Annotated in this window: 19 protein-coding genes; all 19 read left to right on the top strand. The window is 60.6% G+C overall.

All coding sequences use genetic code 11. The features are described from left to right. Nucleotides 1-62 precede the first annotated feature (62 nt). On the top strand, nucleotides 63-2,963 hold the full coding sequence (locus ACIX9_RS02925) for an SLBB domain-containing protein (RefSeq protein ID WP_232298780.1): 2,901 nt from the start codon (nucleotides 63-65) through the stop codon (nucleotides 2,961-2,963). Between the two features lie 48 nt (nucleotides 2,964-3,011). Beyond that, nucleotides 3,012-4,268 (top strand): GumC family protein, encoded by a 1,257-nt coding sequence (locus tag ACIX9_RS02920; protein ID WP_269744696.1) that lies wholly within the window; start codon nucleotides 3,012-3,014, stop codon nucleotides 4,266-4,268. Beyond that, nucleotides 4,265-5,578 carry a lipopolysaccharide biosynthesis protein gene (locus ACIX9_RS02915; RefSeq protein WP_013578984.1) on the top strand — a complete coding sequence of 438 codons (1,314 nt, stop codon included), beginning with the start codon at nucleotides 4,265-4,267 and terminating at the stop codon, nucleotides 5,576-5,578. The genes ACIX9_RS02920 and ACIX9_RS02915 overlap by 4 nt, the downstream gene beginning before the upstream one ends. Further along, on the top strand, nucleotides 5,575-6,777 hold the full coding sequence (locus ACIX9_RS02910; RefSeq protein ID WP_013578983.1) for an O-antigen ligase family protein: 1,203 nt from the start codon (nucleotides 5,575-5,577) through the stop codon (nucleotides 6,775-6,777). The genes ACIX9_RS02915 and ACIX9_RS02910 overlap by 4 nt, the downstream gene beginning before the upstream one ends. Continuing rightward, a complete protein-coding gene (locus tag ACIX9_RS02905) occupies nucleotides 6,774-7,646 on the top strand; it encodes a glycosyltransferase family 2 protein (RefSeq protein ID WP_013578982.1) in 873 nt (290 codons plus the stop codon). Before ACIX9_RS02910 ends, ACIX9_RS02905 begins: the two co-directional genes overlap by 4 nt. Continuing rightward, nucleotides 7,643-8,806, top strand: a complete 1,164-nt coding sequence (locus ACIX9_RS02900) for a glycosyltransferase family 4 protein (protein WP_013578981.1) — start codon at nucleotides 7,643-7,645, stop codon at nucleotides 8,804-8,806. The genes ACIX9_RS02905 and ACIX9_RS02900 overlap by 4 nt, the downstream gene beginning before the upstream one ends. Continuing rightward, nucleotides 8,803-9,651 carry a WecB/TagA/CpsF family glycosyltransferase gene (locus tag ACIX9_RS02895; RefSeq protein ID WP_013578980.1) on the top strand — a complete coding sequence of 283 codons (849 nt, stop codon included), beginning with the start codon at nucleotides 8,803-8,805 and terminating at the stop codon, nucleotides 9,649-9,651. The genes ACIX9_RS02900 and ACIX9_RS02895 overlap by 4 nt, the downstream gene beginning before the upstream one ends. Further along, nucleotides 9,648-11,735: a glycosyltransferase family 87 protein gene (locus ACIX9_RS02890; RefSeq protein ID WP_013578979.1), complete on the top strand. Its 2,088-nt coding sequence runs from the start codon at nucleotides 9,648-9,650 to the stop codon at nucleotides 11,733-11,735. Before ACIX9_RS02895 ends, ACIX9_RS02890 begins: the two co-directional genes overlap by 4 nt. 104 nt (nucleotides 11,736-11,839) lie before the next feature. Next, on the top strand, nucleotides 11,840-12,913 hold the full coding sequence (locus tag ACIX9_RS02885) for an HPr(Ser) kinase/phosphatase (RefSeq protein WP_013578978.1): 1,074 nt from the start codon (nucleotides 11,840-11,842) through the stop codon (nucleotides 12,911-12,913). Between the two features lie 59 nt (nucleotides 12,914-12,972). After that, nucleotides 12,973-14,502: a B12-binding domain-containing radical SAM protein gene (locus ACIX9_RS02880; RefSeq protein ID WP_013578977.1), complete on the top strand. Its 1,530-nt coding sequence runs from the start codon at nucleotides 12,973-12,975 to the stop codon at nucleotides 14,500-14,502. Continuing rightward, nucleotides 14,496-15,998 carry a B12-binding domain-containing radical SAM protein gene (locus ACIX9_RS02875; protein ID WP_013578976.1) on the top strand — a complete coding sequence of 501 codons (1,503 nt, stop codon included), beginning with the start codon at nucleotides 14,496-14,498 and terminating at the stop codon, nucleotides 15,996-15,998. The genes ACIX9_RS02880 and ACIX9_RS02875 overlap by 7 nt, the downstream gene beginning before the upstream one ends. Beyond that, nucleotides 15,991-17,502 carry a B12-binding domain-containing radical SAM protein gene (locus ACIX9_RS02870; RefSeq protein ID WP_013578975.1) on the top strand — a complete coding sequence of 504 codons (1,512 nt, stop codon included), beginning with the start codon at nucleotides 15,991-15,993 and terminating at the stop codon, nucleotides 17,500-17,502. Before ACIX9_RS02875 ends, ACIX9_RS02870 begins: the two co-directional genes overlap by 8 nt. Beyond that, on the top strand, nucleotides 17,502-18,911 hold the full coding sequence (locus ACIX9_RS02865) for a B12-binding domain-containing radical SAM protein (protein ID WP_013578974.1): 1,410 nt from the start codon (nucleotides 17,502-17,504) through the stop codon (nucleotides 18,909-18,911). The genes ACIX9_RS02870 and ACIX9_RS02865 overlap by 1 nt, the downstream gene beginning before the upstream one ends. Continuing rightward, nucleotides 18,908-19,738 carry a class I SAM-dependent DNA methyltransferase gene (locus tag ACIX9_RS02860; protein ID WP_013578973.1) on the top strand — a complete coding sequence of 277 codons (831 nt, stop codon included), beginning with the start codon at nucleotides 18,908-18,910 and terminating at the stop codon, nucleotides 19,736-19,738. The genes ACIX9_RS02865 and ACIX9_RS02860 overlap by 4 nt, the downstream gene beginning before the upstream one ends. Nucleotides 19,739-19,881: 143 nt before the next feature. Beyond that, on the top strand, nucleotides 19,882-20,727 hold the full coding sequence (locus ACIX9_RS02855) for a class I SAM-dependent methyltransferase (protein WP_232298778.1): 846 nt from the start codon (nucleotides 19,882-19,884) through the stop codon (nucleotides 20,725-20,727). After that, nucleotides 20,724-22,193, top strand: coding sequence for a B12-binding domain-containing radical SAM protein (locus tag ACIX9_RS02850; RefSeq protein WP_013578971.1), 1,470 nt, complete (start codon nucleotides 20,724-20,726; stop codon nucleotides 22,191-22,193). Before ACIX9_RS02855 ends, ACIX9_RS02850 begins: the two co-directional genes overlap by 4 nt. Continuing rightward, nucleotides 22,190-24,130 (top strand): methyltransferase domain-containing protein, encoded by a 1,941-nt coding sequence (locus tag ACIX9_RS02845; RefSeq protein WP_013578970.1) that lies wholly within the window; start codon nucleotides 22,190-22,192, stop codon nucleotides 24,128-24,130. The genes ACIX9_RS02850 and ACIX9_RS02845 overlap by 4 nt, the downstream gene beginning before the upstream one ends. Further along, on the top strand, nucleotides 24,114-25,172 hold the full coding sequence (locus ACIX9_RS02840; RefSeq protein ID WP_013578969.1) for a radical SAM protein: 1,059 nt from the start codon (nucleotides 24,114-24,116) through the stop codon (nucleotides 25,170-25,172). Before ACIX9_RS02845 ends, ACIX9_RS02840 begins: the two co-directional genes overlap by 17 nt. After that, the gene (locus ACIX9_RS02835) at nucleotides 25,169-25,810 is read left to right on the top strand and encodes a class I SAM-dependent methyltransferase (protein ID WP_013578968.1); all 642 of its coding nucleotides are present in this window, start codon (nucleotides 25,169-25,171) and stop codon (nucleotides 25,808-25,810) included. Before ACIX9_RS02840 ends, ACIX9_RS02835 begins: the two co-directional genes overlap by 4 nt. Nucleotides 25,811-25,861: the final 51 nt, after the last annotated feature.

The following is a 25,861-nucleotide window of genomic DNA, read 5'->3' as shown; positions in this document are numbered from 1 at the left end:
CTGCTCATTTATTCCTGTTGCGTTCCCGACAGGCCGGCCTTGGCCTGATCTGCTGCGTTGCCTTGTCGACGTGGAACGCAAAGCTGACTGCCCAGACGCTACAAGCTCCAGCTGCCTCCGGTCAGAATGCGGGGTCAACGGCAGGTTCGACTGCGAACGGCTCATTCGCTGGTGTCGATGGCACGGTCTCTCCGATCGCAGGCACGCGAGGATCGCTGAGCGCAGGACAGATCGTTGCGATTCTGCAGGACAAGCCTGAGGTGATCGTCGAGATCAAACAACTGGCGGCGGACCAACTCCAGCAGCAAGGGGTAAAGATTCAGCCGGACTCCATCACCGACGAGGCGCTCTACAGCCAGATCGCTTCCAACGCTCCCTTGCGTTCGGCAATCACGAACTTCCTGCGCGCACGCGGATATGTTTCCGACGCGGACCTGCAACAGAATGCGGCGGCCGGCGGGAGCGATCGTGATGACGACGGGGATGCCCTGTCGTCTACGCAGACGCTGCAATCACTATCACAGGTTCCCGGCGCGAACTTGCCGCTGGCTGCGGCGGATGGTTCGTCGTTGCAGGACAGCCTCGCACAGCAGGCGGAACAGGGCCGGCTACAGAGTTCAGGGAATACGACGGGTGCTGGTGCTCGAACGACGAACGCTGCTGCTTCACGCCAGACGCGCGACTCCGATACGCATAACACCACGGATGTGCCGAAGGTGCTGCGGCAACCGGCTCCGTACAACCTTCTCTCCATGCGCGATCTGTATACGCAGATTCCTGAGGAGAGCACGCATCTGAAGCGGTTCGGGTCTGAGATGTTCGTGAGCCGCGGCGGCACAGGTACGATGACGCGTGCGGTAGGACAAGGGCAGGAATCACCGCTGGATATCCCGATTGGGCCCGACTATGTAGTGGGTCCCGGCGATAGTCTCAGCATCGATCTGTGGGGCGGGATATCACAGACGCTGACCAAGACGATCGACCGCGAGGGGCGGATCTCACTGCCCGAGGCCGGGACAATCGCAGTCGCTGGATTGACGCTGGAACGGGCGCAGGCCGTGATTGGAAACACGCTGAAGGCGCAGTACCGGAACGCACAGGTGGCTGTGACCGTCTCCCGCTTGCGCACGGTGCGCGTTTACGTTGTGGGCGATGTGCAACGGCCAGGAGCCTACGACATCAGCTCGCTTTCCACGCCGTTGAATGCGCTCTATGCGGCGGGTGGACCCACAGGCGTTGGATCGCTCCGGACGCTGCGGCATATGCGCGGCAAGGAGCTTGTTGCGGAGATCGATCTGTATGACTTTCTGCTGCATGGCGTAAGGACGGGAGACGATCGTTTCCAGGGTGGAGATACGCTGCTGGTGCCACCAGCAGGTCCGCAGGTGGCTCTCTCCGGCGCGGTGAAGCGTCCGGCGATCTATGAGCTGAAGCACGAAGCGACGCTCGCCGCTGTGCTGGCTGACGCGGGTGGATCGACTGTGGCTGCGGCGCTTAGTCACATCACGGTGGAACGGATCGACGCTAATCAACACCGCGAGACGGTGACGTTGAATCTGACGAAGAGCTCCACTGGAGAGGCGGCTACGGCAGCCATCTCCGACTTCCCCGTCAGAGATGGCGACCGCATCCAGATTGCACCGATTCTCCCATTCAGCGAACGGGCCGTGTACTTGGAGGGGCATGTCGTCCGCCCTGGTCGCATGGCCTACCGCGAAGGCATGCACCTGAACGATGTGCTGCGGAGCTACCAGGACCTGCTGCCGGAGCCTGCTGCGCAGGGCGAGGTGATTCGGCTGGTCGCACCCGATCTTCATGCCGAGACGATCGAGTTCAATGTGGCTGACGCGTTGATCGGCAATGTGAGCCTGGAGCTTCAGCCGTTCGACACGATACGCGTGCTGGGCCGCTACGATGTCGATTCACCCAGGGTGGAGATTCGCGGCGAGGTGCTGCGGCCGGGCTCATTTCCCCTGTCAGAGGGCATGACGGCAGCGCAACTTGTCCGTATGGCCGGCGGTTTCCGGCGCGGCGCACTGCAGCAGGATGCGGACCTCACGAGCTATCACATTGTGGATGGGAACAAGGTAATCGGCCAGCGCTCCGCAATACGAATCGGCGACGCCGTTGCCAGGAATGATTCCAGCGCGGATGTGGTGCTGAAGCCGGGTGACATTCTCACCGTTCACCAGATCACAGGTTGGAACGATATCGGCGCGTCGCTGACGATTGAAGGAGAAGCGAATCATCCGGGCAGCTATGGCTTCCAGGAAGGCGAGCGTCTGAGCTCTGTTCTGCGTCGTGCCGGCGGGCTGCGCGACACCGCGTATCCAGCGGGTGCGGTGCTGATTCGCGAACAGGTCCGGGAGCTTGAGGAGAAGAGCCGCGCAGAGTTGATTCACCAGATTGAGACGAGCTCCGCCGCAGCAAAGCTGGCCCCGAATCTTTCCGGCGGAGACTCCAGCGCGACGTTGCAGTTGATCCAGCAACAGCAGGAGCAAGTACTGGCGCGACTGAGAAGTCAGCCCTCAAGTGGACGGTTGGTGATTCATATCAACTCCGATATCGATAGCTGGGCTAATACGGATGCGGATATTGAAGTTCGGCGCGGGGATGTTCTGTCGATTCCAAAGCGACCCGGCTTCGTCCTCATCAGCGGGCAGGTTTATAACGCATCTGCAATCACCTATGTTCCGGGCAAGACGGCGGGTTGGTATCTTCAGCGGGCCGGCGGGTCGAGCGAGTTGGCAGACCGTAAGGAGATCTTTGTGATCCGCGCAAACGGGTTGGTGGTGGGACGTCACTCCGGCGATGGCCATGTGCTCTCGGCGAAGCTCGACGCAGGCGACGTGGTGGTGGTACCGCAGAAGATTATTGGCACCTCACAGTTCTGGCGGAATCTCTTGACGGTGGCGCAGATTGCTTCATCGGCTGCGATTGCCGCTGCCGTGGCGGGGCTTTAGATGACGACTTCCACGCTCACGCCGACAAGCCCGGATGCGTCCGCGACACTGCGAGCCAGGCAGGCCAACTGGGTTGCGAACGCCACGCTGTTGTGGGATAAGCGGACTAGGATTGCGCGAACAGCTGTGATCTCGCTTGTTGCGGGCCTGGCGATCGCGTTCGCTATTCCCAAAGAGTATGAAGCATCCGCGCGCATCATGCCGCCGGATCAAGGCGGAGGCGGTGCGGCTTTGCTGTCAGCGCTGGCCGGACACGGCGGGGGCGCACTTGGAAGTTTGGGCAGTCTGGCCGGAGGTCTGCTGGGAGGGCACAACACCAGTGCACTCTTTGTCGACCTGCTGCAAAGCGGGACCGTCAGCAGCCATTTGATCGATCGTTTCCAGCTTCAACACGCGTATCACAAGCGTTACCGGATCGACACGGCCAAATATCTGGCACGCCATACGAAGATCGTCGAAGACAAGAAGAGTGGCGTGATCTCAATCACCGTCGAAGATACTCAGCCGCAGCGTGCGCGTGATCTCACGCAGGCGTACCTGGAAGAGCTCAACAAGATGGTGACGCAGACAAGCATCTCCTCCGCGCGCCAGGAGAGGATCTTCATTGAGCGGCGGCTTCAATCCGTGCAAAGGGATCTGGAGAACGCGCAGCTTGCGATGAGTGACTTCTCCAGCAGCCATACGACGATCGACATCAAGGAGCAGACGCGCGCGATGGTAGACGCGGCTGCAAAGCTGCAGGGACAGCTCATCGTAGGACAGTCGGAACTCGGCTCACTTGAACAGATCTATGGCGATGGCAACGTGCGGGTGCGGGCAGCGCAAGCACGAGTCTCCGCCCTGCAGAAAGATCTGAAACAGATGAGCGGAACGGATGCTCCGCTGCCTGCGCAGGCGCAGAAGGCATCGAGCGACGAGCTCTATCCTCCGCTGCGTCAACTGCCGCGACTGGCTGTTCCCTATGCCGACCTCTATCGCCGCGTACGCGTGCAGGAGACTGTCTTTGAGCTGCTAACGCAGGAGTACGAAATGGCGCGAATCCAGGAGGCAAAAGACATTCCTGTGATCAGCGTGATCGACGCGCCTGGGCTGCCAGAGAAGAAGTCATACCCGCCACGTCTTCTGGTCGCGCTTGGGATCATGATGGTCTCCTGCATTGCCATGTCAGCATTGATCCTGCTGCGCCGCCGCTGGGAACAGATGAGCGAAGCCGATCCGCGTAAGGTGCTGATGCGCACGGTTCAGGGAACCCTCCCCTTGTCGATGCGAGGCGAGGGTGGACGAACAGAGATGGAGACTCCATGAGGGCACATCTCTCCAATTCGATGTACGGCATGCTGGACTATATCGCTCAGCCTGCCGCCATGCTGCTGGCCGCGCCCATGCTGCTGCATCACCTGGGCGTAGCGCGGTATGGTGTGTGGCTGATTGCCAGTGCGGCTGTGGGGGCGGGGACGGTTGTCTCCTCCGGCTTCGGCGATGCGGTGATCCAACGCGTGGCGACGCTGCGAGCCACGGATGATCTTGCCGGTATCCGGCGCGTCGTGGCCAACATGCTTGCGTTGAATCTCGCGCTGGGCGGCGCACTGGCACTGACGCTTTGGGCTGTCGTCCCTTTCGCCGCGGTCCGCATAACCCATGTAGAGCCGAGACTTTATCACGACTGTGTGTGGGCGCTTCGGATCGGCGCTGCGCTCATCGTCGTGAAGGCCGTGGAGAGTGTCTTCATCAGCTCGCAGAGAGCGTTTGAACGCTACGCCCCGGCGGTAAAGATAGGGATCGCGATGAGGCTGATTGCGGTGGGACTGGCAGCCTCGCTTGGAGCGGAAGGCTATGGCGTAGCGGTGCTAATGATCGGCACGCTGGTGTTGACCTGCCTTGGCGTGGCTGCGCAGGCATGCGCTCTACGGCGTCATCTGGGCCCCGGATTGACCTGGCCTGCGTTCGATCGCACCGTCTCTCGTCAACTCACATCCTTTGGCGGATTCAGCTGGCTTCAAGCTGTCTCCGGCGTGATTTTCAGCCAGGCGGACCGACTGCTGCTGGGGACGACGCTGGGTGCGTCCGCGGTGGCTTACTACGGAATCTGCGTGCAGGTTGCACAACCGATTCATGGCCTGACCTCTGCCGGCCTGCACTTTCTTTTTCCGCATCTGGCCAGCCGTTCCGCCTTGGAGACTCACACCGAGTTGGGCCGCCCTATTGCCAAAGCCTTCCTGCTGAATCTGGCGGGCGCAGGCGTGCTGTTGGCCCTGGTGTTGGCAGTGGGGCCATGGGCGATCAAGAGCTGGATCGGACCTGTCTTTGTCACTGACTCTGCGACATTACTGCCAGAGATTGCTTTGAGCTTCGGCCTGCTTGCACTGAATATCACGGCCCACTACACGCTGATGGCGTTCGGCCGCGTTCGCATTGTGACTGCGGCAAATATGGTTGGCGGAGGTCTCATGCTCGTTGCGATGACCCTGCTGATTCCTCATCGGGGCGTCCAGGGTGCGGCGCTGGCGCGGCTATGGTACGGCCCTGTGACCTGCCTGATGTATCTTCCGCTGCTTTACCTGCTCCGCAGGCCTGCGGCAAGAACTTTGGTAGTGATGGGGGGAGAGAGCACATGATCTCCACCCTGACCAACACGCAACTCACACGGGTCGAGACAGGCTCGAGTGCTCTTTCAATGGCGGGCTTTGTGGGTCTGTACTTCGGCGTACGCGCCTGTCTCGTATTTCTGTTCTTTCAGTCAGAGCCTCAGAACGGTGCCATTCTCAGCATTCTCCTCAACCTCGGTTTGCTTGTGGTCGTGGCCTTCTACGCCGCAGGACCGGGGAAGATGAACTGGGGGGCAGCCATGCGGGTCTGGCCGTTCCGATTTGTGCTGCTCTACCTGGGCTTGTCGCTTGCGAGCCTGGCGTGGACTGAAGCTCAATCCGCTGCAGTGGCAGGTGGATACTGGCTGGCACTCGCAGCCGACGTTGCACTGGTGCTCCTGGTCCTCAAAGCGGACCCCACCGCAGCGTCCTCCGATTCACTGCTGAAAGGCTTTGTCTACGGAGTTGGACTGCTGGCAGTCGTTGCATGGCTTTCGCCAGCGCAGGCCGACCTCCGCATTGGAGACGATGACTTTCTAAGCCCCAATGTCATTGGCTTCGAATGTGCCATGGGAACGCTGCTTTGTCAGTACCTCGCCCCGCAGGGAGCGCGATGGAAGTGGTTGGGCGTCGCACTGGCCGTGACGTTGATGCGCAGCCTCAGCAAAACCTCCATCATTGCGTTTCTTGTTGCGGAAAGCTTCTACCTTCTGCGGACCAATGCGCTGAGCCGGGCCAACAAGATCGCAATCGTCAGCGGAGCGCTGTTCACCGCGATCGTATTCTCAGGGTTCTTCATGGCCTACTACACCGTGTATACCAACGCGGGAACTCAGGCGGAGACGCTAACCGGGCGCACCTCAATCTGGCTGGTCGCAGGTGGGCTTGCGCTGGAGGAGCCATGGCTTGGCCATGGGTTTCATTCCTTCCACAGCGTCGTGCCGATCTTCGGCACGTTCCAGGCCTGGCATGCGCATAATGAGTGGCTACAGCAGTTCTTCAGCTACGGCATCGCAGGCGTGGCCCTGGTGGCCGCACTCTATATAAGCCTATTCCGTCAGCTTCGGCGGCACGCGCTTGACCCGCTGGGCGGAGTGTTTCGTGCGTTGCTGCTGCTCGTTTTCGTTCGCAGCTTTGTGGATACAGAACGCTTCGACATCTCCCTCCCTTTGTGGATGATCACGCTCGTATCGCTGACGCTGGCACAGACGCAGGAGGCGGCCATATGAGAACTCCCTCCTCTCTTCCCTTAATCTCCATCGTGACCCCGTCGCTGAATCAGGCTGCCTTTCTGGGCGAAGCCGTCGAGAGCGTGCGAACGCAGGCGTATCCCGCGTACCAGCACATAGTGCTCGACGGCGGCTCGAGCGATGGCAGCGTGGAGATTCTGCGCGAGGCCGGTGCGAATGCGTGTCTGCAATGGAGATCGCACCCGGACGGGGGACAGAGCGCTGCGCTCAACGAAGGCTTTCAAAAGGCGGAAGGCGAGATTATCGGCTGGCTGAATGCGGATGACCGGTATCGCCCAGGCTGCTTTGAAGCAGTCACACGGGCTTTCGCGGAGCACCCCGAGACCGACGTTCTTTATGGTGACTATACCTTCATGGATGAAGCAGGCAGGCATCTGGAGTTGCGCCGTGAGATTGAGTTCAGCCACTTCATCCTGAAGTACTGCCACACCCTTTACATTCCGACGACCTCTACCTTCTTCCGGCGGCGCGTCTTTGATGAGGGACATTTTCTTAAGAACGAACTGCACTACGCGATGGACCTTGAGTTCTTCATGCGGCTGGCGGAGGCGGGCTATCGCTTTCGTCATCTACCGGAGGTGCTGGCCGACTTCCGAATGCATGCGGCCAGCAAGAGCACCCAGTTTGTCGATCGGCAACGTCTAGAACATCGCCAGGTTGTCCTGCAGGCTACCCCGTTGGCTCAACATATTCAGCCCATGTGGGCTCGTAATGTCGCGGCGACACTGCTGCAGTTCCCGGCGGACGCCCTCCGCTACACCGAGAAGCTGTTACGTGGCTTCTACTTTGATCGTGAAGTGAGAGACATTGCAATACCTTCCCAGAGCCTGGAGGTCGAGCGCCCATGAGAGTCCTGATCCCCATGGTATCCGGAGGCGCGGGGCCTGATGGCGTTGGCCGTCATGCGATCAACGTCGTCCGCTGCCTGCTGCGCCTTGATGAGATCAAGGCTGTCGATCTTGTCGTCGGCAGATGGCAACTGAGCTATGTCGAGTCGTTGCTGGGCGCAACCGATCCCAGGCTGAAGCTGCTCGTCGCTGAGACGGGGCGCTCTTCGCCCGCGCGAAACCTCTGGTACTACAACCGGCTGCCGGGACTGGCGAAGGAGAGGCGCAGCAGTCTAATCCACGTCACCTATCCTGTGCCGCTCCATCAACGCGGGCTACCCTGCCCTGTCGTGGTGACGCTCCACGATCTCTACCCCTATGACGTGGCCGCGAACTTCGGCTACCCCAAGGTTCTGATCAATCGCTTGATTCTTGAGCAATGCCTGTCCGCGGCCGATGCCATCGCATGCGTTTCAGACAGTACGCTGGAGCGGCTTATGATCCGGAGGCCGGCTCTGCGTGGCAAATCACTGCGCGTCTACAACTGCGTGGAACCGCATACCGCTTGCTCTCTGGACGTGCAGGAATCCAAGCCATGCAGACCATTTATCCTTGCCGTGTCGCAGCATCGTCATAACAAAAACCTTCCGCTGACGCTTGCCGTCTTCCATCGACTCCTTCGCGCCGATCCCTCGTTGATGCTTGTCCTGGTAGGCCGGCAAGGGCCTGAGACGAGCGCCTTGAAAGCGTCGTTGGAGAGCTCGGGATTAGCGTCAAGCGTGATTATGCTGGAGAGTATCTCTGAGGACAACCTGCAGTGGTACTACCGCAACGCACGCTGCCTTCTGGCCACGTCTATCAATGAAGGCTTTGGATTGCCGGTAGCGGAGGCGATGCTTGCAGGTTGTCCCGTGGCCTGCTCGGACATTGCTGCATTCCGTGAGATTGGCGACGGTTACTGCAGCTTTGTCTCGCTGGGGGCGGCACAGGAAGACGGCTTCGTCGCTGCGTTTCATCAGATGATGAAGCAACCGCGGCCCGTGCCGGCTACGATGCCTCAGCTCTCATCAGGCAGCATCGCAGGACGTTACGCCCAGCTTTACCGTGGTCTTCTGGACGCGACCGCCCAGGGCGTAGAGACCGCGCTGCAGTTCAGCAGAGAGAACGGCGGTGCCGCGTGAGAGATGAATCTCAAGACCTGGTCAATGTGCTCGGAGTCCATATTGCGCCCGTGGATATGGATGGTGCGCTCACACGCATTGCGGACGCCCTGTGCAATGCGACCCGCGGTTATGTCTGCATGACGGGAGTCCACGGCGTCATGGAGCATTACCGTCATCCGGAGTTGCGAGAGGTCTTTGCCGACTCCCTGCTCACAGCCCCGGATGGCATGCCTACCGTCTGGGTGGGACATCTGCAAGGACACGCCGGGACACGGCAGATCACCGGACCAGACCTGATGCTGCAGGTGCTTGGCCGGTCGGAGTTTGCGGGTTACACGCACTTTTTCTATGGTGGAAAGCCGGGAGTGGCGGAGGAACTGCGGGCCACGTTGGAGGGGCGGTTACCAGGCGTTCGTGTCATTGGCACCTGCACCCCGCCATTCCGGGAACTTACGGTTGAAGAAGAAAAGGAGTTCATTCAAATGATCGATGAACTCAGGCCAGACATCATCTGGGTTGGGATCAGCACTCCCAAGCAGGAACGCTTCATGCACCGCATGTCCCCGCGACTCAGGACGACGCTCATGTTCGGCGTGGGCGCGGCCTTCGACTTTCACACAGGCCGCATTCAAGATTGCCCGCTCTGGATCAAACGCGCGGGCCTGCAATGGCTTGATCGGCTCTTGCAAGACCCGAAGGCTCTCTGGAAGCGCTACCTGCGCAACAATCCGGCTTTTGTATGGCATATCGTCCTGCAGCTTACGGGGCTAAGAACTTATCCTGGCGCCGCACGGACAGCGGCGCGAAAGCCCTCGGTGCAAGGCAGTTCAACACTTTTGCGCAAGGTTGAATCGGATCTATGACGGACTCACGGCAAGGCATACTCGCAGCGGCAGAGTGGTTGCTGCTCGTTGTCTTCACCTGCGTGCTCGCCGTCCACACGTTGCCGCAGGCATGGCGAACGCTGAACACCGACTTCCCGAACTATTACCTGACCGCACGGCTGAACCACGAAGGCTATGACCTCTCCCAAGCTTACGACTGGCGCTGGTTTCAACGCGAGAAGGATCACCACGGAATCGATCAGCGCCTCGTAGGCTTTGCGCCAATCACTCCCTTCTCCACACTCTTCGTCTGGCCGCTCACCTCGCTTGCGCCGTTGCCTGCCAAGCACGTGTGGCTCCTGCTGCAACTGGCGCTGCTCGTTCCGATCAGCCTGCTCCTCCGCTCCCTGACCGCGCAGCCCATGCGACGAATCCTGCTGCTTGCGGCCGGTTCTTATCCCCTGCACCGCAACCTGCTGTACGGGCAGTTTTATATCCTGCTGCTTGGGATTCTGGTGCTTGCCTGCTGGACTTATCGACGGCGTATGTCGGCATGGGCCGGAGCCCTGATCGCAATCGCTGCCATGACCAAGGTCTTCCCGGTTATCTTCCTGCTTTACTTCATTCGTAAGCGGGATTGGCGTGCGCTTGGCGCTGCCCTCACCACACTCTGCGTGTGCGGCTTGTTGTCTGTATCCATCTTCGGCTGGAGCATCCATCGTACCTATCTGCAAACCGTCCTGCCATGGACGCTTCGTGGCGAGACGCTGCCGCCTTACATCCTCACCGGCTCTTCCCTCTCCGCGCTGCTGCATCGGCTGTTCGTATACGAACCGCAGTGGAATCCTCACCCATGGCACAACGCTCCCATGGCTGCATCGATCCTTGGCACCGTGCTTCAGATGCTGCTCGTTGCGGCGGCTTTGCTGGCGATCCGGAGCGGCGGCGAGCAGGATGTGGCAAGCCGAAGCCACGCGCCGCTGGAGTGGTCTGCCCTGCTTTGCGTGACATTGGCGACCTCCACCAGCCCAGCCTCTTACAACTTCATCCTGCTTCTGCTGCCCGTTCTTGCGCTCTGTGCCATGACACAAAAGCGTAGGCCTCAGATCGCGCTTGCGGCTGTCGCCCTCTACTTCGCCATCGGCTACCCCAACTGGAATACCAGCGATACCTCCGGATTACACGCGGTGCTTCATGTGCCGAGGCTCTGGCTCCTTATCCTGTTCAGTCTGATCTGCTGCCGTGCCGCCGCAGGAATCTCCCTGCGAGCAAGACTCTGGCACCGCTCCAACATCCCGTGGGCCTCCGCTCTCGTGCTCCTTGCATTGGCTGGTGTCGTCTCCGGGATAAGGCATCAGCGCGGGCTCTACGACGACTACGCCTTCCGGCTTCCGATGCGTCCGGACGTATTTCTTGCTGCTGATCCGCTGGACGATGCAGGACGAGTCAAATCCGTCTCCATGCTCCCCGCCGGTTACCGCGTCCTTGAGGATGGGGTACGCGATTCCGTTGGCACACCGGGCACGGATCAGCTCTCCTTTGCGATCAATCGGGGGGCTGATTGGCTTGAAGAAGCAGGACTCCGCTCCCGTCTGATCTCACAGCATGGTCCGCTCCCTGGGACAATCGATCAAGCGCGAAGTCCCTTCGTGCCTGCGGATGGTCAAGGTCTTGCGTATGTTCGGGATGACCATGGCCGTGGCCGCGTCTACCTTCACCTATCAACTTACGAGAAGCCTTTGACCCCGCTCTGGATGAGTGTCCTTGAAGGTGCCAGCGCGAAGGACGGCATCATGGCAGTCGCTGCGACACAAGGTGAAGAAGCTTCACAGATCTTCCTCCTGCAACCCGGCGGCGTCCCTTCGCCCTCAGGCCTTGGAGAAGCCCGCTACCCTGCTTTCTCACCCGATGGACATTGGCTTGCCTACAGCCGGCTTGTAAACGGCGCATGGAATCTATGGCTGCTCGATCGTCACACTCAGAGAGCGCACCCCCTGACGGAGGCACCCTGCGACCAGGTAGAAGCCTCCTGGGAGCCGGACTCCAAAACACTGCTGTACGCCAGCGATTGCGGGCGCGCGCTCGGCTTCACCGCCATCTGCCGCAGAAGAATAGTGCCCTGAGACAAAGACAAAGCGATGACAAGTCCGTGACCAGCACCGGACAAACCGGGGCAGGTATTTTCCTACACTTGGCTTGACACCGCTCAGACTCGCTCAGGACAGCAATGACAACTGCGGCACTTCACTCCATGCAGCTCCCTCGTCCGATACAGGAGGAACAGGTAGAGCCGTTGCTTGCCTCTGACGGATTTTCGTTTCGCAGAGTCTTCTACCCCATGGGCTTTGCGGTCGAGATTGAGACCAATCAGGCGGAGATCCTGGCTGCGGCAGAAGAGAGCTGGGGAGAGCAGGACGCCATCGCCGTGCCCCGGCAGATTGCCGGAGCATTGAAATTGCGGGTCGGTGTGACGCCTTCGTCCTCGTCGGAATGCCCACCAAAAACCAGCGTGCGAGCCAATGGGCATCTTCTTTCGATCATCGCCGACATAGAAAACTTCTCCGTCTGCGACCTGCAACAGGGCGTAGCGTTCGGCTGGGTGACGGAAGCTGCCCTGCACCATCGTCACTATCTCCGATACCACTTCCTGGAAGCCACCGTCATGTGCCTGCTAACCGGCTCGCGCGTGACGCCGGTCCATGCGGCGTGCGTCAGCCTGAATGGTTTTGGTCTTCTTCTGTGCGGCGAATCCGGCGCTGGGAAATCGACGCTCGCGTATGCGTGCGCACGTGCCGGTTGGGCGCTTACCACGGATGACGCGAGTTACGTCGTCTGGCACAGCGACCAGCCGCACGTCCGCGGCAACGCACATCAGGTCCGCTTCCGTCCGTCCGCGCGAGATCTGTTTCCTGAGATCCGGGACCGCGAGTTGACGCCCCGCACGGATGGCAAGCCGTCGATCGAAGTTCCTACATCGGAGCTGCCCGGCATCGTGAAAGCGCCGCAGGCAGTCGTGCATGCCATTCTCCTCTTGAAGCGACGCGCTGAAGCAACCGTAGAACTGCGAGAGGTCGATCGTCGAACCGTACTGCCTCATCTTGAGGGATCGCTCTATCCGCTTGAGGGCATACGCCAGCGCCAGGCTGCCGCGCTCACCAGCCTTGATGGAGTGGCACTGTACGAGTTCCACTATCGTGATCTCGACTGTGCCATTGCGCAGTTGGAGGCTTTGACCGAGGCTCTTGCAAAGACGTCTCCCGAGGCGCGACAAACCGATGACAACACCCGGACATTCGCCTGACACACGCAGCACGGGCCCGGTACAGACTGGGATGAGACAAGGGACCGGCGAATCAGATCATGCAGAGATCAACACAACCCTCGAAGAAAATCGTGTTCTTCTTCCCCTCGTTCGCAAGCTCGGAGGCCACGGCGCCGCTCGGCATCCTGGCCGTCGCGACGCCGCTCATCCGCGCCGGGTATCAGATCGTCCTCATCGATTCAACGATCACGCCCAACTACAAGAAGCGCGTCCTTGAAGAGGTTCGGGATGCAGTCTGTCTCGGCATCTCGCTGGTCACCGGGCCCATGATCCGGGAGACCGTGGAGATTGCGACAGCGGTCAAAGAGTGGAACCCTGACTTCCCCATCATCCTCGGCGGCTGGCATCCATCGCTTCTACCCGACCAGACCCTACAGGCCGCCTGCGTGGACTACGTCGTGCGTGGGCAAGGTGAAGACGCGCTTCTCGAACTCGTCCAGCATCTTCAGACCAGGTCCGCGCCAGACCTGATTCCTGGCATCGGCTTCAAGCGTGGCGGCAAGCTGATCCTGACGCCGGAGCGTCCACTAAGGCCCCTCGTCGATATGCCGCCCAAGGCCTATCAGATCGCAGACTTCGACGCCTATGAACGTGGCTGCGGCAAACGCTGGGCTATGTACACCTCATCGCTCGCCTGCCCGTTCAACTGCTCCTATTGCACCAACGCCGGCGTCTACGGGCGCAAGTGGAACGCGTTGCCACCGGAGCAGTTCGTTGAAGAGACTGTCGATCTCACGCGCCGCTATCAGCTTGAGATGCTCTGGGTTGTCGACGACAACTTCATGGTCGATCTCGACCGCGCACGCGGCATTGCAGAAGGCCTGGTGCGTGCCGGATCGCAGTTCAAGTGGAGTGTTCAGGCCACGAGCAACATGGTCGCCCGGCTGACTCATGAGGACCTCAAGCTGTTGCGGAGAGCCGGCCTCCACCAGATCTGCCAGGGTGTGGACTCAGGTTCGACCAAGGTGCTGCAGCTCATGGGCAAGACCTTTCAGGACTTCGACCAGATCTACGAGAGTGCAGCCCGTTGTCTCTCAGCCGACATCCGCCCATCCTTCAACATCATCTTCGCCTTTCCCGGTGAAGGCCGGAAGGAGCGCCGCGAGACCATCGACTTCATGATGGACGTATGCCGCCGCTTCCCCGGCGCGGAGTTCTGGACGAACATCTTCACGCCTTATCCCGGCGCACCCATCATGCAACGAGCCCAGGAGCTCGGCATAGAAGTCCCAAAGACCCTGGAGGGCTGGGCCGATTTCTTCCCGCGCTACACCACGCTGCCGTGGCTCAAGGGCAAGGACCACACCCGGCTCCAGGTCACGCGCGACTACCTGCGCATCGCGTTCGACCGCATCCCCATCGGCTCCGACACACGCGATCCCATCACCCGCATCGTGCAGAAGTCTCTGTCGTTACCGGCACGTTGGCGCCTCGACCACGACACCTATAAGTTCCCCGTGGAGATCTGGCTCAACAACAAGCTCAACGAAAGACTCGGCCTCGCACGCAGCAAACCCGCAGTCGACGCCAAGCGCCTCGCCACCACGCCAGCGGAGGCAGCATGCTGAGCCGGGGCAAGGTGGTCCTCTTCTATCCGCCTTACGATGGGCCGCCGCTCGGCGCGCCCCTTTCATTGCTGGCCCTCGCAGGCACACTGCGCGAGGCCAACTTTGAAGTTGTGCTGATCGATGCAGCGATCGAAGATCACCACCTCGACCGCATCGAAGAAGAGTGTGCCTCAGCCCTCTGTATCGGGATCTCTGTCCTTACCGGCCCCATGATTCGCGGAGCGATCATCGCCGCGCAACATGTCAAGCGGACGAATCCCTCGGTATCCGTAGTCTTTGGCGGCTGGCACCCCACGCTTTGCCCGGAGTCGACGCTACGCGAGCCTTATGTGGACATCGTCGTCCGCGGACAGGGAGAGTTGACCATCGTGGAGTTGGCCGTCGCGCTTGCAGAGAAAAAGCCACTGGACTTCATCACCGGGATCTCCTGGAAGAAGAATGGCCGCCTGATCGAAAACTTCGAGCGCCGCGTGCAGCCGGTCGATACCTTCGCCCAACCCGCCTTCGACATGACGGACTTCGACGCCTATGAAAAGAAGTCCGGCAAACGCGAGCTCGCCTATGCCACCAGCATAGGCTGCCCCTATGCCTGCAACTACTGCACCGACATGGTCGTCTACAAACGGCGCTTCAACGCTTATGCCGCGGAGCATGTCGTTGCAGAGTTGACCGGCTTGGTTAAGCGTTACCGCATCACGCACGTCGCGTTGCTGGATTCAAACTTCCCCGTCGATCTCAAACGTGCCATTGCAATCGCACGAGGCATCGTGGACTCCGGCGTGAAGTTTGCCTGGACCTTCCAGGCTTCGACGGACTTCATCTGCAGGATGAGCCAGGAGGAGGTTCAACTCCTGGCTGACAGCGGCGTTCGCTACATGGGCTTCGGCACCGAGTCCACCTCCAAAGCCGTGCTGAAGATGATGAACAAGCGTCATCAGCGCGTCGACGAGATGTACGAGACCGCACGCAAGGCGGAACTGGCCGGCATCCGGGTCAACTTCAATCTCATCCTCGGCTATCCCGGCGAGACCGAAGCCGACCGGCTCGAGACCTTCAGAACCATGAGCGACATTGGCCGCCACTTCAAGAACGTCCGCTTCTCCCCCAACATCTTCACGCCCTATCCCGGCATCCCCATCTGGCCGCAGCTTCGTGAGCTCGGCGTTGTCGAGCCTCAGACCCTGGAGGAGTGGGAGACCATGCCGCTGGGCGCAAATCTTCTCCCCTGGCTCAGGGGACGCGAGCTTGCACGTCTCAATCGCATGCTCGCGTACTTTCTCTTGCTCAGCCAGGTCAGCCGCCGGCGCTCCAGCTCATCGACGCTCAGACGCATACTCGGCATGCTGATCACCGCGCCCATCCGCTGGCGGCTTACGTCGAGCCGCTTCTCCTTCCCCTGGGAGATTTGGCTCTCGCAACTGTCGGAGCAGATCGTCAAACGGCGCTCCCTCATCACAGGCCAGGCGTTGCCGGCCGTGGAGTCTGCCAATGCATAACCCCAACATCCAGCAGGCAAATGGAGAGAGTGGCCTGGTCGATGTCCTTCTGACCCACTCCTACCACCTTGCGCATGACGCCAAGCAGTGGCGGAAGATGCAACCCCATCCGCCGCTCGGCACGCTCTACGCAGCCACCGCACTGCGCGAGTCCGGTATCGCAGTTGCGGTCTTTGACCCGATGTTCCTTGAGCCTATCTCCGGCTTCAAGCAGGCCCTGTTGAAGCATCAACCGAAACTCGTCGTCATCTATGAAGATGACTTCAACTTCGTCACCAAGATGTGTCTCACGCACATGCGCGAACTTGCGCGTGAACTCGCACTCATCGCGCAGTCCTCCGGCATCACCGTCATTGCACATGGATCGGACGCCACGGATCATCCCACAATGTACCTCGATCACGGCGTCCGTTATGTCCTGAACGGTGAAGCGGAGCAGACGCTGACCGAGCTCTGCACCTCATTGCTTCATACCGGCCAGCCCGGGGTGCTCCCTGGCCTCGTCCACTATGGCGGTCCCCACCACTCTCTCAACGTCTCCTCGCCTGCCCCCAAAAATCCATCCTGGGCCTGCCTGCCGCGGCCGGCGCGGGAACTCATTGACCTCGAACTATACCGTGCAGCATGGACGGCGGAACATGGCTTCTTCTCCACGAGTGTGGTCTCCAGCCGAGGCTGCCCATACCGTTGCAACTGGTGCGCCAAGCCGATCTCAGGAGACCGCTTTCAACTCCGTTCGCCTGAAGAGGTTGCAGCGGAGCTTCACGACTTGAAGTCCCTGCACGGAGTTCAGCACATCTGGTTCAGCGATGATGTCTTCGCGCTGGATCGTCGCTGGATTCAGGCTTTCGCCACTGCAGTGGAGTCTTATGGAACCCCATTGCCCTTCAAGATCCAATCCCGCGCGGACCTGATGTCGGAGACAACAGTAGCGGCACTGAAGCGTGCCGGCTGCGCCGAGATCTGGATGGGCGTGGAGTCCGGCTCGCAGAAGATCCTTAACGCCATGAGCAAGGGCCTGCAGCTTCCCTCCGTACACGCGGCCCGCAAACGCCTGGCCGACGCCGGGATTCGTGCCTGTTACTTCCTGCAGTTCGGCTACCCCGGTGAGGCATGGCCGGAGATCAAGGAGACAATTCAACTGGTCCGCGAAACACAACCAGACGACATCGGTGTCTCCGTCTCTTACCCACTGCCGGGCACAGTCTTCTTTGAACGCGTGCAGGAGCAACTAGGGCTCAAGCGCAACTGGAATGACAGCGACGATCTTTGTACCATCCATGCAGCCGCATATAAGAACGAGTTCTATCACGCCTTGCGCGATGCGCTTCACGCAGAGGTCAGCACGCGCTTCTCAACGCCCGACGCAACCTGCGAAGCCCTCTGGCAACGAGTCCACGCACTGGAACCCGTCAGCAGAAACGCCAACGTACTCACCTTGCCAACGGTCCAGGATAACTTCCTGCCCGTCACCTCTCTGCTCTCAGAATCGGGGCGAGCCTGATGCCGGACCTCCTCCTCACCCACGGCTACTTTCTCTTTGAAGACCCAAAAGAGATTCAGATCATGAAGCCGTATGCCCCGCTGGGCATTCTGTATCTCTGCTCGCATCTCCGGCGTGAAGGCTTTGATGTAGACGTCTTCGATACCACCTTCTCCAGCCGCGCCGCGCTCTTCCAGCATCTTCGGACGGAGAAGCCATCGGTGCTTGGCATCTATGCCAATCTCATGACACGCGGCAACGCGGTCGAGATTATGGCTGTGGCACACGAGGCTGGTTGGAGGGTCATCGTCGGTGGCCCGGAGCCCGGAGCCTATGCCCAGGAGTATCTCGAAGCCGGCGCGGAGTTTGTCGTCTTCGGCGAAGGAGAAGCGACGTTGCAGGAGCTACTCACCGCCTTGCGTGCCAACGCGGATGCCGATGATCCAAACTGGAAGTCGAAGATCGCCGGCGCAGCCTATCTCGACGAAGCAGGTGGCTTTCATCAGAACGCCGCGCGAGCCCAGATCGCCGATCTCGATGCCCAACCCTGGCCCGCACGCCACGCAATCGATCTGCACCGCTACGTCGAGACCTGGCGCACCCATCATCAACAAGGCTCGGTGAACTTCATCACCGCACGCGGCTGCCCTTACCGCTGCCGCTGGTGCAGCCACCAGGTCTACGGACAGACCCACCGCCGCAGGGACCCAATCAAGGTCGTCGATGAAGTCGAATGGCTCATGAAGGAGTACACCCCGGACATCGCCTGGGTCTCCGATGACGTCTTCACCATCAACCATGACTGGATTCGCAAGTACTCGGCAGAGATGCGCCGCCGTGGACTGCATATTCCATTTGAGTGCATCTCCCGCGCGGATCGTCTGAACGAAGAGATGCTGGATCTACTCGCGGAGCTGGGCTGCTTCCGTATCTGGATCGGCTCGGAGAGCGGCTCACAACGGCTGCTTGATTCCATGGACCGCGGCGTCAAGGTGGAGCAGGTGCAGCGTGCCGTCCAAATGAGCCGCGAACGCAAGATTCAAAGCGGTATGTTCCTGATGTGGGGCTATGAAGGCGAGGAGATGGAGGACATAGAGGCCACCATCCGCCACGTCAGCACGGCGCAGCCCGATATCTTCTTCACCACCGTCTCCTATCCCATCAAGGGCACGCCGTACTACCAGCAGATTCAAAGCAAGCTGGTGCAGCTTGCTCCCTGGGGCAAGAGCTCCGATCGTGAGATCAAGATCCGTGGACGCCACTCCAAGGCCTACTACGCCCATGCCGATAAGCTCCTGCGGGATGAGGTTCAGCTCGCCCGTATCTCCGCCTCAGGAGCGGAGGATGACCGTATCATCGCTGACCTCAGCATGAAGATCAGCGCGTCACGCCAGGGTCTTCTGGCGACCCAGTGTGAGGTTGAAGCATGAGCAAGCCGCTCAACCTCAAGCTGATGCCCGGCCTGGCCGCCGGGTCGGCCTTTGATCGCATCGCCGCCAGCTACGATCACCTCTTCACGGAGTCACTCGTCGGCCGCGCACAACGCAGCGCTGTCTGGAAGGTCCTGCTGAAGACCTTTCACGCCAACGACAACATCCTTGAGATCAACTGCGGCACCGGCGAAGATGCCCTCCAGCTTGCCGCTCACGGCATCTCCGTCTTTGCCTGCGATGCCTCCGGAGAGATGATCGCGCAGGCGGAGCAGAGGCTGCAACGCAATGACCCCGCACCGCCTGTCGTCTTCTGCCATCTGCCTACGGAACGCATCGGAGAGCTTGAGCCGGCGGTCCGTTTTGACGGTGCCTTCTCGAACTTCTCAGGCCTGAACTGCATCGCGGACCTTACCCCGGTTGCCCAGGATCTCTCAAGGCTCGTCAAGCCGGAAGGCTCCCTGGTGCTTTGCCTCTCAACCCGCTATTGCTTCATCGAAACCATCTATTACTCCTTCCGCAGACGCTGGGATAAAGCAGCGCGCCGTTGGAAGGGACAGTCAGAGGCCTGGCTCGAAGGCGCACCCCTCACGGTGTACTACCCCACACTTCGCCAAGTGCGTCGCAGCTTCGCTCCGCACTTCCGTTTGCACTCCATTCAGGGCGTCGGCGTCGCTCTGCCGCCGTCCTACCTGGAGCCCTGGGCACAGCGTCACACCAGCCTCTTCAACGTTCTCGCCCGCCTGGAAGGCGTTATCTCAACCTGGCCAATCCTGCGAACCACCGGCGACCACATGCTCCTGCGCTTTGAGCGGGTAGCCTCATGACAGCGCAGGCATCCATCTCAACAACGGCCACCGATCACGCTCTATCGGGCAGCAGTGTGAAGATCCTATGCTGGTCCTGCGCGGCAACTCTCTCCTCTCTGGACACACCCTCAGCTGCCCTGCGCTGCTCAAAGTGCGGCTCAGTGACAGAGTTCCGAAATGGTATCTGGTGCAGCCTCGCGCCCCATCTGGCCGCGGACTATGAACGCTTCGTCGCTGAGTATGAGTTCATTCGCAACGCGGAAGGCCGCGGCAGTCTTGATCCCACGTACTATCACGCTCTCCCGTATCAAGACCTCTCCGGAAAGATGACGGCACAGTGGAAGATCCGCGCCAGAACATTCGACCATCTGCTTCAGCACATCCTCAAGCCGCTTGCTGACCAACGGCAACAACCGCTTCGCATCCTCGATCTCGGCGCCGGCAACGGATGGCTCAGCTATCGGCTCTCGCGTCTGGGGCATCTGCCCGTAGCGGTCGATCTTCTCACCAACGATCGTGACGGTCTCTCCGCCGGCTCGAACTTCTCCTCTCAACTGCCCGTGATGTTTCCCCGCGTACAAGCAAGCCTGGACGATATGCCCTTTGCCTCAGAGACGTTTGATCTCGCCATCTTCAACGCCTCCTTTCACTACTCGCAGGACTACAGAAAGACGCTTGCGGAGGCACTGCGATGCCTGCGCCCATCCGGCACCGTCGTCATCGCGGATACACCCTGGTATGCCAAACAGGAAAGCGGCGTGATGATGGTGGAAGAGAAGCACATGCAGTTCAGAGCCGCCTATGGCTTTGCTTCCAACTCGCTTCAAAGCCAGGAGTTCCTCACTCCCGAGCGCCTTGAAGATCTTGCGAGAACCCATGAGCTTACGTGGCAGGAGTTCAGACCCTTCTATGGCATCAAGTGGGCGCTTCGGCCTCTGATCGCAAGGCTCAAACACCGTAGAACGCCCTCGCAATTCCGTATCTATACCGCGAAGGTGCCGGCATGATCATCCTTTACCATCCACGTGCCACCAGGCCGCGCAATCGCCGTCTCCCCCTTGCCGTGCTCGCCCTCGCAGCCGCGCTGGAAGGCACGGAAGACTATGAGATTGTCGACGGCAATCTGGAAGACGATCCCACGGGCAGAATCCTCGAGCTGATCGGCCAGCACCACGTCGAACTCCTCGGCGTCTCCTGTATGCCGGGGCCGCAGATGGTCGCAGCCATGGAGACCTCGCGTGAAATCCGCCGGCTCCATCCTGAAGTCAAAATCTGCTGGGGAGGATACTTCCCCTCCCTCTATCCGGACGCGGCGCTCAACGCACGTTACGTCGATTACGTCGTCCGCGGACAAGGCGAAGACACGCTGCTTGAACTGATGGAGGCCATCCGCGGAAAGCGCGAGCTCACCTCCATCAAAGGCCTGCTTTACAAGGATATGTTCGGCCTCCGTCATGACAACGGAGAACGCGCCATGAAGGGACCGGACGAGTTCCCCTGGTCTCCCTTCCATCGTCTGCCGGTAGAGAAGTACCTGCGCCCATCCTTCTTCGGAAAGCGCACGGCCGTCCATCACGCCAGCATCGGCTGCCCCTTCAACTGCAGCTTCTGCGGCGTCCATGCAGCCTACGGGAACAAGGAAAAGTTCGAGTCGCCCGAACGCACCGTCGCCATCCTCACTCATCTCGTCGACCGTTACGGTGCCGACTCCGTCCAGTTCTACGACATGAACTTCTTCCTCCGCGAAGACAAGGCACGCGAGCTCTGCGACCGCATGGCTCATCTCAACCTGCGCTGGTGGTGTGAAGCTCGCGTGGACATCATGTCCCGCTACTCAGATGAGACCTGGGCAGCCATCAAGCGCGCCGGCTGCGCCATGATCTTCTTCGGCGCGGAGTCCGGCTCTGACTGGGTCCTCGAAGAGATGCAGAAGGGCATCACCACCGAACAGACCCTTGAGATCGCACGGCGCACCTATGAGTTCGGCATCATCCCGGAGTTCTCCTTTGTCATCGGAAATCCCAACGACCCAGACCGCGACACCCAGGAGAGCCTCCGCTTCATCCGCAAGATCAAGCGCATCAACCCGGACTCAGAGATCATCATCCAGCACTACACCCCCACCCCCCAGCCCCATAAGGCCGGCGGTGAGATGTACGGTGACATCGAAGTCCCTTTCCCCGACACCCCCGCAGGCTGGGCCACCGAAGAGTGGATGAACTTCACGCTGCGCATCGATACCAACGCGCCCTGGCTCAAGCAGAAGACCAAGAAACTCATCGATAACTTTGAAACCGTAGTCGGATCACGCTGGCCCACTGTGCAGGACATCCGCGCCCCGCAGTGGAGCCGCCTGCTACTCAAAGCGCTCAGCGCCTGGCGCTACACCTTCCACGTCTACAAGCATCCGTTCGAGCTCCATCTCGCCCAGCAGTTCATCGCCCTGCGCAAGCCCAAGCGGGAGAGTCTGTGACCGAAACGCCTACCATTGACACGCCTCAAAGCGGCGTCTTCGATCGTTGGGCGGAGGTCTACGACACGCAGCAGAACCCTCTCCTGTCGCTTGAGGAGCGCACCCTCACGCCACTCCTCCCCACCGCGCTCGGCAAGCACTGGCTGGATATAGGCTGCGGCACGGGCCGCTGGCTGCACAGGCTTGAAGCTCTTGAACCCGCATCGCTGACAGGCATCGACTCCTCCTCCACGATGCTCGAACACGCAAGCTCCAAGCTCGCGCTTCAGGCCGTACTTATCCATGGCGACTGCTCCTCCCTGCCGGCCGAAGACTGCTCGCAGGACTGCCTGCTCTCATCCTTCGTCCTCAGTTATCTTCCGGATCTCCCGTCCTTCGCAGCAGAGTGCGCGCGTGCGCTCAAGCCGGGCGGCTGCCTGCTCCTATCGGATATGCATCCCGGCACAGCACGCGAGCGCGGCTGGACGCGCAGCTTCACCGTAAGCGGCGAAACCTTTGACATCGCCGCCGAATCCCCGTCGCTCGATGAGATCGTCCAGGCCTTTACCAGCGCAGGCTTCGACCTCGTAACCCTGCTTGAGCCATCCTTCGACGCCCCCGAACGCCCCCTGTTCGAGCGCACCGGCAGGCTCAAGGAATACGAAGCCCTGACCACAGTACCGGCAATCTACATCCTCAAGCTGAAGAAGCGCACCCCATCTAAACTCAGCCATCGAGCTGATTCAATCCAATTGACCAACACAACATGGTGCATCGGTTCCAAGGATTGGCAGCGTGGCACACTATCCACGATTGAGGGCCGTTTCGCCCAGCACACAGAGGCACCAGACTCAGTTCTGTCTTCTATCGATCTCTCAGGTTTCGTCCTTCTCCCCGGCCTCATCAACGCGCACGACCATCTGGAGTTCGCCCTCTTTCCAAATCTCGGTCGAAGCCCCAGCGAAGCACCGTACAGTAACTCCGCTGAATGGGCGCGAGAGATCCACAAACTCCACGCAGAAATAATCGACCTCCACAAACGCGTCCCGCTGGAGACGCGAGTGTGGTGGGGCGCAATCCGCAATCTCCTCTGCGGCGTGACCACCGTCTGCCATCACAATCCACTTCATCTGGAATGCACGCTGCCGGACTTCCCCGTGCGTGTCGTCGAAGACTTCGGCTGGGCTCACTCGCTGGACTTCGCCCCGGATATCGCCGACCGTTTTCAAGCCGCTTCGTCCCATCTGCCCTTCATCATCCACGCCGGTGAAGGGGTCGACGTCCAGGCCCGCAGCGAACTCGCCGCGCTTGATGATCTCGGCTTCCTCGGCCCGCACACCTTGCTCGTGCATGGTCTGGCCTTCACGCCCGATGACGCCGCGCTTCTCAACCAGCGCCGCACGGCCCTCATCCTTTGCCCCACTTCAAACCAGTTCCTCTTCCATCAGACGCCCGCCAACTCCTTCATCAATGGAATCGACCGCGTCGCTCTCGGCAGCGACTCACCCCTGACTGCGGCGGGAGACCTTCTCGACGAAGTCAACCTTCTCTACCGAGAGCAGCACCTGGATGCAGCCACCCTCTTCAATCTCGTCACGGCAAGCCCCGCAGAGATGCTCTGCCTGCAGGAGGGCGAAGGCCACATCACCCCGGGCGCCCGTGCCGATCTGATCGCCGTGCGCGAGACCCCCCACAATCCCGCAGACACCCTCGCAAACTTGAGCTTCGATCAAGTCGAGCTGGTCCTTCTCGCCGGCCGCGTCCAACTCGCATCGCAGACGCTCTACGAACGACTTCCCTTTCATCTTCGCGATGGCCTTGAGCCACTCGAAGTGGCAGGCAATCTCCGGTGGCTCCGCGCGCCCATCACTACTCTCTTCGAATCCGCGGAGGCCGTTCTTGGCCGAGGCACGCTCCGTCTCGGCGGCAAGGAGGTCCACCGTGTCGCAGCTCTATGAGATCCAGCCCGCGCCCATTACCAGTCCAGCCGTTCTTGACTCCGCCCGCATCTCCCACCTCCCCATCCTCCTGCTCAACGTCCACACGCAGTGCAACTGCCGTTGCGTGATGTGCGATATCTGGCAACGCAAAGACAGCCGCACAATGACCGCCGCAGAGGTGACGCGCCACCTCGATTCATTCCACGCCCTCGGCGTCCGCCAGGTCGTGCTCACCGGCGGAGAGCCGCTCCTCAACCCCGCCCTCGCCGCCATCTGCGATCTCCTCCACACCCTCGACATTCGCATCACCCTGCTCACCACCGGCCTGCTTCTTCGCAACAAAGCCGCGCTGATCGCCGCCGGAATCGATGACGTCATCCTTTCCATCGACGGCCCTCCCGAGATACACAATCACATCCGCCGCGTACCCCGTGCCTTCGAGGTCATCGCCCAGGGTGTTGAAGCCGTTCGCCTCCTCCGCCCATCGATACCCATCACCTGCCGCACCACCGTCCAGAAGCAGAACCACATGCACCTCCGTGCGGCTGTCCAGGCGGCCCACTCTCTCGCGCTCGATAGCATCTCCTTCCTCCCCGCGGACGTGCAGTCCACCGCCTTCAATCGCGAGCAGCCCTGGGAGGCAGAGCGCAAGGATGAGATCGGCCTCAACCATGCGGAGGTCCTCTCACTGGAGCAGGAGATAGAAGCACTCATCCATGAGCATCAAGCGGATATACAGGCCAGGTTCATCGTAGAAAGCGAAGCCAAACTCCGCCGCCTCGCCACCCGCTTCCGTGAGCGGCTTGAAGCCACACCCCCACGCGCTCCCATCTGCAATGCACCCTGGGTCTCCGCCGTCATGGAGGTCGATGGACGCATCCGGCCCTGCTTCTTCCATGCACCCATTGGCTCCGCCAGCAGCGGCGCCTTGGAGGACGCGCTGAACAGCCCAGCCGCCCTCGCATTCCGCAGCCAGCTTGACGTCGCCGCCAACCCCATCTGTCAGCGTTGCGTCTGCTCCCTCAACTACCGCGCACCGCAAGGAGCTGCCACCCCATGAAGCTCATCACCATCCATCAGAAGCTGTTCATCATCTTCCGCCGCCGCAGGATGAAGCAGTTCTTCGCGCTCTTCGCACCCTCCGCGCAGACCCGAGTCGTTGACATCGGCGGAGCCACCAACACCTGGCTCGCTGAGACCACCAACGAGACCGCCTTCCCCGTGACTCTTGTCAACCTACGCTTCCCGGACAGGCTGGACGGCAACCGGTTCACCGCCGTCAGCGGCGACGCCACCGCCTTGCCCTTCGCAGATGCCAGCTTCGACATCGCCTTCTCCAACTCCGTCATCGAGCACATGACCACCTGGGAGCGCCAGCAGGCCTTCGCCCAGGAGGCTCGCCGCGTAGCCGGCAGGCTCTGGATTCAGACCCCCGCACGCAGCTTTCCGTTGGAGCCTCATCTGCTCTCGCCCTTCTTCCAGTACCTGCCTCGCAAGCTCCAAACCCGACTCGCCCGCCACTTCACCCTGTGGGGCCTGCTTACCAAGCCCACCCCGGAGCGCGTTGAAGAGATGATCTCCGACATACGTCTCCTCACCTACCGCGAAGTGAAGCAGCTCTTCCCGGACTGCCGCATCCTCAAGGAGCGCGTCCTCGGCCTCACCAAAAGCTACATCGCCATCCGCGACGCGGTCTGAAGCTTCACCACACAGCAACGGTTGCCTGCCGTCCATCCGTGGCCTAAGCTA

The sequence above is a fragment of the Granulicella tundricola MP5ACTX9 genome (genome assembly GCF_000178975.2).
Classification (GTDB): domain Bacteria; phylum Acidobacteriota; class Terriglobia; order Terriglobales; family Acidobacteriaceae; genus Edaphobacter; species Edaphobacter tundricola.
Note: the sequence above shows the minus strand (reverse complement) of the source record. Positions and strands in the feature narration are given on the sequence as shown.

Bases quoted from the DNA above. Each gene is read 5' to 3' on its own strand.
- ACIX9_RS02915 (WP_013578984.1), top strand. From the start codon at position 4,265: ATGAGGGCACATCTCTCCAATTCGATGTACGGCATGCTGGACTATATC.
- ACIX9_RS02910 (WP_013578983.1), top strand. From the start codon at position 5,575: ATGATCTCCACCCTGACCAACACGCAACTCACACGGGTCGAGACAGGC.
- ACIX9_RS02905 (WP_013578982.1), top strand. From the start codon at position 6,774: ATGAGAACTCCCTCCTCTCTTCCCTTAATCTCCATCGTGACCCCGTCG.
- ACIX9_RS02900 (WP_013578981.1), top strand. From the start codon at position 7,643: ATGAGAGTCCTGATCCCCATGGTATCCGGAGGCGCGGGGCCTGATGGC.
- ACIX9_RS02890 (WP_013578979.1), top strand. From the start codon at position 9,648: ATGACGGACTCACGGCAAGGCATACTCGCAGCGGCAGAGTGGTTGCTG.
- ACIX9_RS02885 (WP_013578978.1), top strand. From the start codon at position 11,840: ATGACAACTGCGGCACTTCACTCCATGCAGCTCCCTCGTCCGATACAG.
- ACIX9_RS02880 (WP_013578977.1), top strand. From the start codon at position 12,973: ATGCAGAGATCAACACAACCCTCGAAGAAAATCGTGTTCTTCTTCCCC.
- ACIX9_RS02875 (WP_013578976.1), top strand. From the start codon at position 14,496: ATGCTGAGCCGGGGCAAGGTGGTCCTCTTCTATCCGCCTTACGATGGG.
- ACIX9_RS02870 (WP_013578975.1), top strand. From the start codon at position 15,991: ATGCATAACCCCAACATCCAGCAGGCAAATGGAGAGAGTGGCCTGGTC.
- ACIX9_RS02865 (WP_013578974.1), top strand. From the start codon at position 17,502: ATGCCGGACCTCCTCCTCACCCACGGCTACTTTCTCTTTGAAGACCCA.
- ACIX9_RS02860 (WP_013578973.1), top strand. From the start codon at position 18,908: ATGAGCAAGCCGCTCAACCTCAAGCTGATGCCCGGCCTGGCCGCCGGG.
- ACIX9_RS02850 (WP_013578971.1), top strand. From the start codon at position 20,724: ATGATCATCCTTTACCATCCACGTGCCACCAGGCCGCGCAATCGCCGT.
- ACIX9_RS02835 (WP_013578968.1), top strand. From the start codon at position 25,169: ATGAAGCTCATCACCATCCATCAGAAGCTGTTCATCATCTTCCGCCGC.